Below are 13405 nucleotides of genomic sequence, written 5' to 3'. Positions count from 1 at the left end.
TGTTATGCTAGCGGAGCCGGGCAATCAGAAACAGGCCTGAATTGGCGAAATGAGAATTCAACGATATAATAGAAACACGATGGATATTCTTTCGATTGGACTTTCGGGCCTGACCTCGTCGCGATTGCGGGCGCTTGACGCCGCCAACAATCTCGCGAACCTCAACACGCCCGGCTACGGCGTCAAACCCGGCGAGAAAGCGCCTGTCACCGTCAATGCGCAAGGCGACACGGTCGAACTCTCGAGCGTCGACATCCCCGAAGAAGCGATTGCCTTGCGCCGCGAAGAAAACGCCACCCGCGCCAGCGCCGCGATTATCCGCACCGGCGACGAGATGATGAAAGAAACCATCGACCTCATTGCGTAAGGCTTTCAATCTCTCCACACAAAAAAAGGGCGGTCAATAACCGCCCTTCTCTATTTTATCCCACTACAAAAATCCTTAATTCAATAAATCAATCAGCGGCGCGACTTCTTGCGAGGGCTCGTACTCATGGATCTTCTGCATGAGGTTCGACTTGGAAATGTTATAGCCGACAATCGCCTGTACCAGGCTCACCCGGCTTTGCGCCAAGTCGATCTGTGAATCCTGCATGTCGCGGAAGGTGATGCGCCCGAACTCTTTGAAGGTAAAGAGGGCGTTGTCTAAGTTGGCTTCGGCCTGAATGGCGTTGCGCTCGAGAATCATGATGCGCTGTTGTTGCAGGTCGAGGGTGCGCAGGTCGTCGTAGGTTTCCTGGATGAGCTGGCGTTCGAGGTTCCACAACTGAATGCGCAGGCGCTCAAGGTTTTCTTCGGTGATGCGCACCCGCGCGCGGGTGGCGCCGCCGTCGCCGAACGGCCAGCTGAAGGCAAGGCCGATGCCCATGGTCTCAGAATCTTCATCATTGCGGAAATATTGGCTGTTGATGTTAAAGTCTGGCTGTTGGCCTAATTTTGCAACGCGCAGGTTGTTTTCTTGTTGGCGAATCGACAAACTCAAGTTGGACAACTCTACGTTATTTTCCGTCACCAGACGAATGCACTCGTCGCCGGAAAGCGAGATGGGTTCCACCGCCAGTTCATCGATGAGATCGAGTTCGGTTTCAAGCGGCAGGCCCAGGGTGATGTTGAACAGCTCGATGGAGTCGCGCAACGAACCCTCTTGGCTGATGAGGTTGGCCTGGTTGTTGAGCACGTCGATCTGGGCTTCGCCCACTTGCACCCGCGAGGCGTTTTCAAATTCATATTGCGTACGGAAAATAAACTCAATCTGCAACGACTGAATTAAGCGTTCGTTTTGAATTTCTAATTCGCGCTCGAGCTGTTTGATGCGCCAATAATTATTGACCACCAATTGCTTGATGGATTTTTCCTGCAAATACAACCCCAGGTCAGACTGCAAGGTGTTGATGTCCGCATTTTCGAGGTCGCGTCGAATGCCTTCGCGCGGCGCTGAAAACAGCGGGTATCTGATGTTCATATTCACGCCGCCGCTCAGCTCTTCATCATTGCCCGACTTGCTGTCGAACGAACCGTCGGAGTCGTGCTCAAAATCAAGGTTGGGCGTTACGTTGATCGACAAGCCGTTTTTAAATTGCTGGCGGTATCGCGGCGCCAGTCGGGCGGCTTCTACATTGCGGGTGTCGGAGCGGGTTTCAAACACCTGGCCTTCGTCTTCGTCAAAGCGAATCGTGCCCGCCGAGAAGGTTCGGAGTTGTTCGTTGAAACTGGCGTCGAGGTCAAACAAGCCGCGATAGGCCGCTTCGGTCAATTCGCGCTGCCACAAGGCGCTGCGCAAACTGGTGCGGGAGATATTCATCTGCGGGTTGTTGTCGTTGGCGACGACGATCGCCGCCTCAAGCGTCAGCGCTTGTTGGGCGCCCGCCGGGCGGTAACTTCCTTCTTTTAAGAGACGCACGGTCCCGGTCAAATCTTCAATAGAATCGACGGCGCCGAAGAATTCATAAATCTCCAACGGCTCAATCGGTTCCTGTATAATTTCTTTCGCGACTTCTTGCGCAACGCCCGTGAATGATGAAACACACAAGGCGAGCATAACCAACAGGCGAATACCATTTGATGCAGACACAATCTCCCTCCAGGGCCGGACAACGTCCGGGCGTCAATCATTAAGATAACGAAGCGGCGACCGGTGCGCTGGCCCCTCTCGTATAATACAAGTATGCGTCTTCCAGCGTCGGCTCGACAGACTGCGCCTCCGGCCCCGGCGCCTGATCGGCCAAAATGCGGACCTGGACGCCGTTGGCGGTGTGGTGTTGGCCCGCCACCGTAAATTCTTTTCGTAAGCTGCGCCATTTGTTGGTATCAACGGCGGAGACTTCCCACACCTTGCCGTCGACCGAGCGAATCATCTCATCGGTCGAACCGGCGTATTTCAATTTACCGTCAAACAACAACGCCAGGCGTTTGCAACTATGCGCGATATCTTCGACGATGTGGGTCGAGAGAATCACGACGCGGTCTTGCGCCAGCTGCGCGAGCAGGTTACGGAACCGCACTCGCTCCATCGGGTCGAGCCCGGCGGTGGGTTCGTCAACAATCAACACCTTAGGCGGGTTCATCAATATTTGCGCGAGACCAATGCGGCGCATCATACCGCCGGAGAACTGCCCCACCGGGACGTTCTTTTGGTCGCTCAGATTCACTTGCTCCAGTGCGCGCATGACGGCGGCCTTGCGCTCTTTGCCTTTTTTCATGCCTTTTAACAGGCCGAAGTAATCGAGATATTGATACGCCGTCATCGGGCCGTATACGCCGAAGTCCTGCGGCAGGTATCCAATAAACTTTTGCGCTTTGCGCGCTTCGGTTTTCATGTCGTACCCGCAGATCGACAAATAGCCGCGCGACGCCTGATCGACGCCCGCCAGCAAACGCAACAGCGTCGACTTGCCGGCGCCGTTGGGGCCGAGCAGACCAAACAAGCCCGATTCAATCGTCAACGAAACACCGTCCAGCGCTTTGACCCGCGACCGCGTCGTGGGTTGCTCGATTGGAGGCTGCGGCAAAAAGCCCAGCGTTTGTTGCGGTGGACGGAATGTTTGTAAATACGACCGCAACCCCTGAACAAAACGCTCGAGGAAACTGAGATGATACACCCGCGTCAGATATTCGATTTCAACCGTGAGCGGTTCATCACGCGGCGGCTTCATGCGATAGGCGGTCAGTTCTTGTTTCTTTTTGAGGCGCGACTTTGCGCTCCAGAAAACAAGCACCCAACGCCAGCTGGTCATATAGCGAACCACGCGGGCAATCAGCGTTGCGATGTCTTCAATGATAAAGTAAAAGCCCGGCACAATAATCAATGTGAGGATGGTCGACGACACCAAACCGGAAATCACGCAGATGGCGAACGGCACCCATTCCTCATCGCCTTTCCAAGAGAAGGCCATCGGCAACAGGCCCAGGCACGTCGTCAACACCGTCATCATAATGGGGCGCAGACGCGTTGAGCCGGATTGAATCACCGCGCGGGTGCGCGAGAAATTCTTTTCGCGCCGCAGATAGGTAGAGTAATGCACCAATAGAATGGCGCTGTTGGGCAACATGCCCACAAGGAAGACGCAGCCCAGCGCCGCCAGTTCGGTAAAGTTGTTTCCCGTAATAATAAAGCCCCAGACGATGCCCACGATAGCCAGAGGAATCGCCAACAGAATCACCAGGGGTTGTGAAAACGACTCGAACAGCGAGGCGATGCACATATAGACTAAGATGATCGCGAGAATGCTGATCGTCTGAAGCGCTTGCAGCCCTTCGTTAATTCGCCGCGACTTGCCTTCGATGGAAATACGATAGCCAGCCGGAGCGGGATAAGCCGCGATGAGTTGTTTGATATTTTCTTCGACTTCGCTGTAATTGCTGTTGGGCGCAGTCTCAAACCGTAAGCGGGTAATGCGTTCGCGGTTCTCGCGCTGGAAGGTGCCCATGCCGCGGCGACTGTCGAGGCTGCCCAGCTCTTGCAACTGAACGGTCGTGCCTAATGCAGGCGAATAGATCGGGACCTCTTGCAGTTCTTCAAAGCGAAGCCCGTCGATGTCTTCCTCTTGTTCTTTGCCCGCCTGCAACTCTTCCGTGTTGGGGATTTGATTAAAGAGAATGTCGATTTCATCGTCGCCTTTTTTCATTTGAATGGTGGCGAAATCGGCTTTGCGCTGCGCCACCTGGATCGACTGCGCCACCAAACTGGGGGTGATTTGCAGCAACGCGGCGGATTCGCGATCAATGGTAAAACGCACTTCCATGGAGCCAGGCTCCGCCTCGCTCGAGATGTCACGAATATCCGGCAACTGCGTCAGCAACTCGGCGAAGGCTTCGGCGAGCACGTTGAGTTGTTCATATTCCGGCCCGCGAATCTCAATCGACCCGCCCTGGCCTGTATCCATCGCGGGCTGTGCGTCTTCGCCGCGCGCCCGGGTGTAGTTGAAGGTGAGTTCAGCGTCAGCGAAATTTTCCATAAACGGACGCAAGTCTTCTTTGATGTTCCATTCATTGCGTTCGCGTTCGCCAAATGGTTTGAGTTCAATGCGGAATTCGGCGTAATCATCCCGCACCCAAGCGTGAATCGCCTTCTTCTCGGGCACTTCGCGAATCAACATGTCTTCGACTTTTTCGACGACGCCGAGCGTGTAGTTTTGTTTCGTCCCTTCAGGCAAATACAAATGCAGCGGGATATGGTTGTTGTCTTCAGGCGTTTCGAGCACGTCACGGTTTACGCTGCTGATGGAATAAACCGCCGTGTAAGTAATCACCAGCGCAATCGCGATCAAAAACCGGACGCGGTGGCGCAAGCAGCCCTTTAACAACTTGGTGTAATAACGCCGCAACGTCGACATATCAAATGACATCAGCGTTGAGATCCACCCGAACGGATTGTTGGGTTTGGCGGTGAAGCCCAAGGCGCCTTGCGGCGCGGGGTTGTTCACTGGTTGGGTTGGTTTCGGTTTCCGGCGTTTTCCGACCGTGCGATCAAGCACCATCATTAAGCGCGAGGTCGCCATCGGCACCAGCGTCAGCGCGACCAGCATCGAAATCACCATCGGATAGATGATGGCCAACGCGCCTTCGGTGAACATCAAGCGAATTTCGCCTTCAACAAACACAATCGGCAAAAACACAACGACGTTCGTGAGCGTCAACGCAAAAACAGCGCGACCGACTTCTTGCGTCCCAACCAACGCGGCGGTAATTCCGTCCTTGCCGCGCTCATGGTGACGAAAGATATTTTCTAATACAACAATCGAACTATCGATCAAACACCCGACGCCAACGGCGAGGCCCAGTAGCGAGATGATGTTGATTGACATGCCGCTGAAATACATCGCGTTAAAAGTGGTGACGATGCAAATCGGGATGACGATGCAAACCAACATCGCCATGCGAACATTGCGGATAAAGAAATACAACACCAGCATCGACAAGATGACGCCCATCAACGCGAGTTTGGACAAAGTGCGTAAAAATTGGAGAATCTCTTCGGCGGCTTCCCACTCCACTTGCAGTTCATATCCTTCGGGGAAACCCTCGTTGAGTTCGTCGATGACTTTGTGAGCGCGCCGAGACAGCTCGATGGGGTTCACCTGCGCTTCTTTTTCCATGTCGATGCCGACCGCAGGCTGGCCGTCAACCCGGCGCAGGTAGCGGCGCGGTTCGCTGTTTTCTTGCACCGTGCCCAAATGGCGGACGTTGATATTGCCTTGTTCTTTAACGGTGACTCCAGAAATTTCTGATTCATCGCGGAACTGTCCGTCCAAGCGGACGAACGATTTCATGCCGTGTTCATGCACGTCGCCGAGAAAAACCGGTTCGCTGGCATAGGTCTGAACGGTGTTAATCACTTGCCAAAACGGGATGCCGAATTCTTGCAGTTTGTCTTGAAAAATATTGACGTCGATGGCGCGGTCGTTGCCGCCCCAGATGTCGGCTTCGGCGACGCCGTCGATATCTTGCAGGCGTTGGCGAATGCGTTCGGTGTCGATGTATTCTAAGTTGGGGTCATTACGCGGGCCTTTGAGGTGAAGGTCCATAAATTCTTTGTTGACCCAAGACGTCTCGAAGGGAAACGCATTCACGCGCACCGCGCGCCGGTCGAATTCTTTATACAACACCGCCTGCAAGCGCTCCTGCAATTCGACGATGCGGTATTTGACGTTGGTGCCAAATTCAAACTCGATGGGAAAAAACGCGCCCCGCCGATGGCTATGGACTTGGATTTTTTTGACGTTGGGCAGCTGCGCAATTTCGCCCTCGATGGGGCGGATGATTTTTTGTTCGAGTTCTTCGGCGCTCATGGTTTGTTGCGTCCAACAATACGCCGCCCCGTAAGGCGGCGAAATATCGGGCAACAGTTGCAAGGGCAGTTTCTTCACCGAAACCATGCCAAGCAACACCAGCGCAGCAAAGAACATGACTGTGGTGATGGGGCGCCGGATCGCTAATGCAAAAAAGTCTTTCATCTAAAACCTCCACCCGCCTCGTCTCCGTCCTCGCCGGCCCCGTTGGGAACCCTGGCTAAGCGCAGATGCTTCTTCGCCGTCGATGTTAATTCGTTTTTCTGAACGAAAGCGTTTATTTTTTTGTTCATCGCGAAAGGGAATTTGCAACACCCAATGTTCGGGATCAACCGCCGCCATGATGGGGCGGTTGGGCGTCGTCAATGCGAGCGTATTGATGTCGTCCGCATCCAGTTCAATGTCACGGAAAATGTAGTCGCCCTCGGTTTCAATATAGATCGGGACGAACATGCGGCCGCTGCCGTGATTTTTTACTTGAATCACGATGTTATATTCCAGCGTGAATTTCATTTTGTCTTCTGAAATCTGCGATTCCGCAATGGTAATTTCATATTCAGGCAGCACATCGCCGTAGACCCATTGCTCTTTAAACCATGACAGGTCTTCGCCGTGGATCGCCTCCGCGCGGTTGAGCAAATCGTCCGCCGTCATCGAACGAAAGCGGAAGTCGCGGAAGATGTCTTTTTGTAATTGCCACCAGGCGTCGTCGCCCATCAAGTGGTGCAACATGCGAAACAAGCCTTCGCCGCGCGCGCGTTCCAGCTCGGGGTAGCCGCCGTTGGCGCGCAGATCGAGCAGGGTCGAACTTTGGGCGATTGACAAGGGGCGTTCGCGGCTGTCTCCTACGTCATAATTCATTTCGCGGCGCCGCGACCATGTATTGGGGTTTAACATCTTGGCGGCGTAACTCGACAAATAATCTTGAATCCAAAAAGACAATTCGCCGACCGGGTTCAACGATTCTTTATAATAGGTTTCGATGAGACGGTTAAAATATTGCGTTTGCAATTCAACCCGCGCAGGACTGAGCAAGCGGTAAAATTGAATTTTGGTTGGGTCTGCGTCCATGCGGTCGAGCTGCCAGACGCCTTCATGCAGATAGCGCGTCTGATTTTCAAGAATCGCGATCTGCCCCGGCATGCTGCGCTCGAAGCGCTGCGGCTTGGCCCGCCCGACGCTCCACCGCGACCAGCGGTCAAACGTCATGATGGCTTCTTCTTCCACATAGGGCTTCTCAATAATGGTTAACTGAGGAAACGGCAGCCGGCCCAATTTTTCGCGGAGATATTCTTCCTGGTCCTGCACTTCCTGCATGTAGATCCAGGCTTGATATTCATGCGTCGGCAAATGATAAAACCGCATACGCGAGAGGTCGTCAGGCGCGTCTAATATCTGATAGGCGCCCCAGTAGAGTTGAAGCGTCGGCACGGGCTGGAAGGTACGCCAATGCTCGATCCGCGAGCCGTTTTCTTCGTCAACGCTCACCAGTTCGCCCGAGAAGGCGCCGCGTTGCTGCGGTTGAAGATGGAGCTCCAGGTCGGCTTCGAAGATATCGTCTTCCTGCCGCACCCAGCGGCGCGATTCGGTGCGCACCCGGTTCCACGGCAATGGAAACCACTGCTGTTCTAAGGCGCTGTATTTTGGATGCAGGTCGCTGGGGCTTCCTTGATAGCGCACAATAATCTGGTGAGAAGAACCGTCTTGCAGCGGCTCCTCCAAATCGAATGAGAGCACCTCGTCCCATTGTTCATGAAAGACGGGTTCACCATCCATGCGGGCGCCATACACGTGATAGCGCGGGTCTAATTCAAGATCAATATGAGTCACCGCGCCCTGCGCGGTGAAATCCAACACGGCTTCAACGTCGAGATGGCGGTAATGGCCGTCGGGTTCGATTCGTACCGCCACGGTTTTGAGATCAATTTCGGGCGGTTTGATTTTCGCTTGGCGAATCGCCGCCCCGACCGGATCAAACGACTCTTGTACGCGAGCGTTTTCGCGTAGGGAATTCGCCGCCCAGAAGATGCCGCCGCTGGTGACCAGAATGAGCGTGATGAGCGAGAGCCGGTAGCCGAAGCCCAAGTGGCGGTCAAAACGTAGATTGGTGATCCAGCGCATGAGGTTGGGGACGCCGAACAACCCGTAGCGTTTGCCGCGCACTTTGACCCATTGCTGTAATTCTTGCCGACGCAAATACAACGGCGCCAGATATAACAACAGCAAACCGGTCAGAAGTTGCGCCCCGGCGGGGTAGAGGTGTTCCCACGAATTGACGCGGGCGCCCAGCGTCGGCGAGGCCGAGCCTAGCTGCTGCCAAATTTCCGATGCGTTAATGACCATGCCATAGCGAAAGCCGAAGTAGCCCAAGACGCCGCAGAGCGTCCCTGCGCCCAACAAGGCGGCGAAGTCGTGTTTCCAAAACGTCCGCAGCGTGATGAGCAACGCTGCAATCGGGACCAGATAGGGAATAACAATCAGGAAATAGGCCAGAGCAAACGGCTGCCAAATGATCCCGCTGTGCCCATAGACGACCTGCCAGATGGCGAGCGAAAACAACCCGAACGCGCTCACCGGAAGCATGATAATCAACACGCCCAACAAGCGCCCCCACATCAGCGCCATTGAGCTGACCGGCAGCGGGAACACGATCTGGTCCATCCGCGTCCGCCGCAAGCGGCCGCAGACGTCCAGCGCCAGCGCGACTGTGCCTAAGAAAAACACGCTCAACATCAAACCAAAACTGGGATGCACAAAACTATAGGCGGGCGATAAAAAATAGCCGTATTCCGCATAGGCGGCGTAGTCGCGCCGCGCGAACAGCGAGATGCCGAGCGCGAGCATCAGCAACAACCAAAACCGCCAGCCGCGACTGCTCATACGCGCTTCAAAAAAAGCGATCTGCAAGGCTTTCTTCATCAGACTCCACCGAGCGGCGTTGCGCTCTTACGCTTGTTGTTCTTTTTCGGCCAGTCGTTTCGGGGCCACAATTGAGAACAATTTAAGAATAAATGCCAAGCCGTCTTCAAACAGGCTGTAAATAGTCGGGATCACTAAAAGCGTTAATACCGTTGACGACAAAAGCCCGCCAATGACGGCGACCGCCATCGGGGCGCGAATTTCGGCGCCTTCGCCAAACCCGAGCGCGAGCGGCAACAACGCCAGCACCGTGGTCGCGGTGGTCATCAAAATCGGCCGCAACCGGCGCGCCCCCGCTTGAACGATCGCTTCAGTCATCGGGGTGTCTTCTTCGCGCCGCAGGTAATTAATATAGTCGATCAAAACGATGGCGTTGTTCACCACAATGCCCGCCAACATGATGATGCCGATGTAACCCATCAGGTTGAGCGTCTGACCGGACAGCACAAACGCCCAAATCACGCCCACCACGGCAAGCGGCAGCGAGAACATAATCACGAACGGGTGCATGAGCGACTCAAACAGCGACGCCATCACCATGTAGACCAAAACCAGCGCCAGGATGAGCGCGAACTGCAAGCGCTCAAACGACTCGCGGCGACGCTCTTCTTCGCCGCCGAAGCGGATCGAATAGCCGCGCGGCAGCGGGATGGTCGATACGGCCTCTTGCACCGCCAACACCGAATCGCTGAGTTTGTAGCCTTCGCCCAAATCAGCCAACACGCGGGCGATGCGTTCCTGGTCGCGGTGGAGAATTTCACGCGGGCCGGGTTCGATGGTAATATCGACCAGGTTGCCCAGCGTCACCACGCGGTTGTTGCCGACGGGGATAATGGTTTCTTTGAGTTCCACCAGGTTTAATTCGCCGTCGCCCAGTTGGACGCGGATATCTTTAGTTTGTTCGGTGTCTTGAATGCTGGTCGCGACCTGCCCGCGCAGCTGGCTCTGGACCAGGCTCACCAAGCGTCGTTGGTCGAGGCCGACTTCCGCCATCAAGACGCGGTCGGGACGCAGGTGGACTTCCGGGTTGCCGTCGAGAATGGTGGTGCGCGCATTGGCGGCCTCGGGCAGCGTGTCGATGCGGCGTTTGACTTCGCGCGCGAATTCCGCCAGCGACTCGAGACTGCGCCCGCGAATTTCAATCACGATGGCGGATTTATCCTCGCCAATCAAAGATGAAAGCGAGGTTTGCGAAAGCAAAAAGTTCGCATCCAGCCCGTTAATGGTTTTCATGCGCGGTTCGAGATATTCAATCACGTTCGGCACAGAAACCAACGCGCCCTCTTTCATGGAGATCATCATCTCCGCCGTGTGCGACCCTTCCGGCTCCTCATCAATGGCGCCAGTGTCGTCCGGCTTGGGGCCGACGCGGGTGTAAATGGTTTTGATATTTTCGCCCAGGTCTTTACTGAGCCAACCTTCGACGCTGCCAGCGGCGTGTTCGGTGGTTTCAAGTTCGGACCCGGCAGGCAAGCGGAGTTTGACCATGAACTGCGACTCAGCCGCCTGGGGAATGAATTCTTGTTTGATGGATTGAAACGCGGGAAAACTCGCCGCCGTAATCAAGATAATTACGAGCAGGGTCGCGAGCCGGTTGCGCAGCGAAAAACGTAAAATGCGCGTGTAGATCGATTCCCGAAATTCACGCGCTTTCGGCACCGTACGCAAGAAGCGCGCACACAGCGCCGGGATCATCATCAACGCCACCACCAACGAAGTCAGCAGTGAAAACACGACCGTGAGCGCTTGTTCTTTAAACAACTGCGCGGTCACGCCGCCCATGTAGGCGATGGGCACAAACACCACCACCGTGGTCAGCGTCGCCGCCGCAATCGCAGACGCAACTTCGCCCGCGCCGGTCATGGCCGCTTCATACGGCGAGTCGCCCAACTGGCGCCGCCGGAAAATATTCTCAATAACCACAATGGCGTTGTCGACCAACATCCCCGCGCCCAACGCCAACCCGCCCAACGTCATAATATTGAGCGACAGGTTCATAAAGTACATCAAATTAAAGGTAGCAAGAATCGAAACCGGGATCGCCAGGGCGACGATAATCGTTGAGCGAAAATTCCGCAAAAAGATCAGCAACACTAAGGCCGCCAGGCCGACGCCCTGTAATGCGGTGCTTTTGACTTCTTCAATCGAACGGGTAATAAACATCGACTGGTCATAGGCGATGTCGAGTTTTAAATCTTCTGGAACAATCGTGGATGACGAACTCGCGCCGCCGCGACCTTGTCCACGGTCGTCTTGACCTCCACCCCAGCCCGCGCTGGCGACTTTCGCCTGTTCGTCTTTGAGGCCAGCGTTTTCGCGCAGATATTCGCGCACCAGTTTGACGACTTCAACCGTGTTCGCTCCGGCTTCTTTATAGAGCGCGACGCCGACGCCCGCTTTGCCGTCGACGTGGACGGCGTTGACCGGCTCTTCAAAGCCCCATTCCGCCTCGCCGAGGTCGGTCATATAAATCGGCGTTCCGTCTGAGTAACCAATGACGGCGTTTTGCACTTCAGACAGTTTTTTGATTTCGCCGATGGCGCGAATCATAAAACGCTGGTTGCCTTCTTCGACGTACCCGCCGGTTGCGCTGATGTTGGCTTCTTCGAGCGCCTGAGCGACGCTGTCGATGGTCAAGCCGTAAAAGTGCAATAATTCAGGATTCAGTTTGCAGCGAATTTCAGGGACCAGCCCGCCAACGGTTTCAGCGCGGGCGACGCCGGAGATGCGCTCCAATGCAGGCCCGACCGTACGCTCAGCCAGGTAGCGGATTTCTTCTAACGGGCGGTCGCCGGTAATGCCCAGCGTTAAAATCGGCAGCGCGTTGGGGTCGTAACGCAGCGTGCTGATAGATTCGATTTCTTCGATGTTAGCGCCTTGCACGTTCTTTTTGACTTCGAGCATGGCGAAGTCCATATCGGTCTGCCAATTGAAGTCGATGATGATGGCGCCCGAGTCGGCGCGGGCCACGCTCGATACCCGCTCGACGCCCTTGATGGTGCCGACGCGGCCTTCCATTGATTCGATAACGATGCGCTCCACCTCTTGCGGCGCGAGGCCGGGCGCTTCGGCGCGGACAGTGATGCGCGGCGCGCGCAAATCGGGGAACAAGTTGGTCGGCAGTTTATTGAGCGAGATCCAACCCAACATCACCACGCCGATAAAAAACATCGAGATGGTCACAGGATACGCGACCGCAAATGATGCGGCGCCCATCCCGCGCCGACCCGAGGCGACGGTTTCTTGAGTGGGCTGATTCGAAGAGGTTGAATCCATAGTTTCGTTCCGTTTCATGCGGGCGCCGTCAGGTCACCCATTCCGCCGTGCGTTTCAGCCGACGATAGAGATAGTCAAGTACAAACCCCACCATGACGATTAACACAGTGCGATTGAGCCATAAACTGGGTTCTTTGGGCGCGCCCCAACGCGGGGGGACGTAACCCGGCGGATGAATCGGGAACGGGTAAAACGACAGCGGCCCCAACTCGGTCAGCCAATAATAATGGACGCCGAAAACAAGCAGCGCCACCAACGCCGTCGCGATGACATGGCGCGTAAACGTTGAGATCAATACCGTCACGGCGCCCACGGCGAACGCGGTAGACGAGACGCAAAGCAATATCGTCCACTTGCCTTCCTGGTAAGACGAATACTGGCTGAAGAAGGCGATCACGCCCGCGCATAACGCGGTAATCCAAATGGTCAGGGTAATGAGTTGCAGCGTCACCATCGGCCCGCGGCCCATGGGTTGGCTCCACAAAATTTCGAGCGTGCGCTCTTCGCGTTCGCGCGGCAATAGCGAAGACGCCAGCCAAACCATCACGATGGTGAAGTACAAATAGGTATGCTTGAGCAAGTCGAGCTGCGAACGCGCCATATCATTTGAGATGATGTAGCCGAAGAAGACCAGGGCGCCGATCAACGAGAGATAGGTTTCAACCCGCAGATACCGCTTGGACGTATACAGAAACAAGCGCAGCCAATAAATGGTTTCGCGTACGCTGAACACTGCGCCGGTTTTCGCGCCCCAAACGGCGAGCCGGGCCCCGTACACAATTGCGCTGGGCGTCGCTTTCACGCCCCGCCAGACGGCGCCGGGCGCAGCGATCACGCGCTGCCATACCGATGGAGTCGGCGCGTCGGAGTTGATCGTAGGCGCATTATGAGATGAAGACACAACGGCTCCTTGCTTGCTGATT

At 55.4% G+C, this 13405-nt stretch carries 6 protein-coding genes; 1 reads left to right on the top strand and 5 read right to left on the bottom strand.

Features of this window, described 5'->3' with window-relative positions; all coding sequences use genetic code 11:
* Positions 1-49: 49 nt before the first annotated feature.
* Entirely contained in the window at positions 50-367 is a 318-nt protein-coding gene (locus P9L94_07555) for a hypothetical protein (protein MDP8243920.1), read from the top strand.
* Between the two features lie 75 nt (positions 368-442).
* On the opposite strand, the gene P9L94_07550 is transcribed toward P9L94_07555, so the two are convergent.
* Genes P9L94_07550 through P9L94_07530 form a run of 5 tightly spaced genes read right to left on the bottom strand, consistent with a single transcriptional unit; the run spans position 443 to position 13383 of the window.
* The gene (locus P9L94_07550; protein ID MDP8243919.1) at positions 443-2071 is read right to left on the bottom strand and encodes a TolC family protein; all 1629 of its coding nucleotides are present in this window, start codon (positions 2069-2071) and stop codon (positions 443-445) included.
* Between the two features lie 40 nt (positions 2072-2111).
* On the bottom strand, positions 2112-6452 hold the full coding sequence (locus P9L94_07545) for an efflux RND transporter permease subunit (GenBank protein ID MDP8243918.1): 4341 nt from the start codon (positions 6450-6452) through the stop codon (positions 2112-2114).
* On the bottom strand, positions 6453-9206 hold the full coding sequence (locus P9L94_07540) for a hypothetical protein (protein ID MDP8243917.1): 2754 nt from the start codon (positions 9204-9206) through the stop codon (positions 6453-6455). It abuts the gene before it with no gap.
* A gap of 27 nt (positions 9207-9233) precedes the next feature.
* Positions 9234-12482 (bottom strand): efflux RND transporter permease subunit, encoded by a 3249-nt coding sequence (locus P9L94_07535; protein ID MDP8243916.1) that lies wholly within the window; start codon positions 12480-12482, stop codon positions 9234-9236.
* Between the two features lie 28 nt (positions 12483-12510).
* Positions 12511-13383 (bottom strand): ABC transporter permease subunit, encoded by an 873-nt coding sequence (locus P9L94_07530; protein MDP8243915.1) that lies wholly within the window; start codon positions 13381-13383, stop codon positions 12511-12513.
* Between the last annotated feature and the right edge of the window lie 22 nt (positions 13384-13405).

This window comes from Candidatus Hinthialibacter antarcticus, from assembly GCA_030765645.1.
GTDB lineage: Bacteria > Hinthialibacterota > Hinthialibacteria > Hinthialibacterales > Hinthialibacteraceae > Hinthialibacter > Hinthialibacter antarcticus.
The sequence above is the reverse complement of the archived record's forward strand: the minus strand, read 5'-3'. Positions and strand labels throughout refer to the sequence as shown.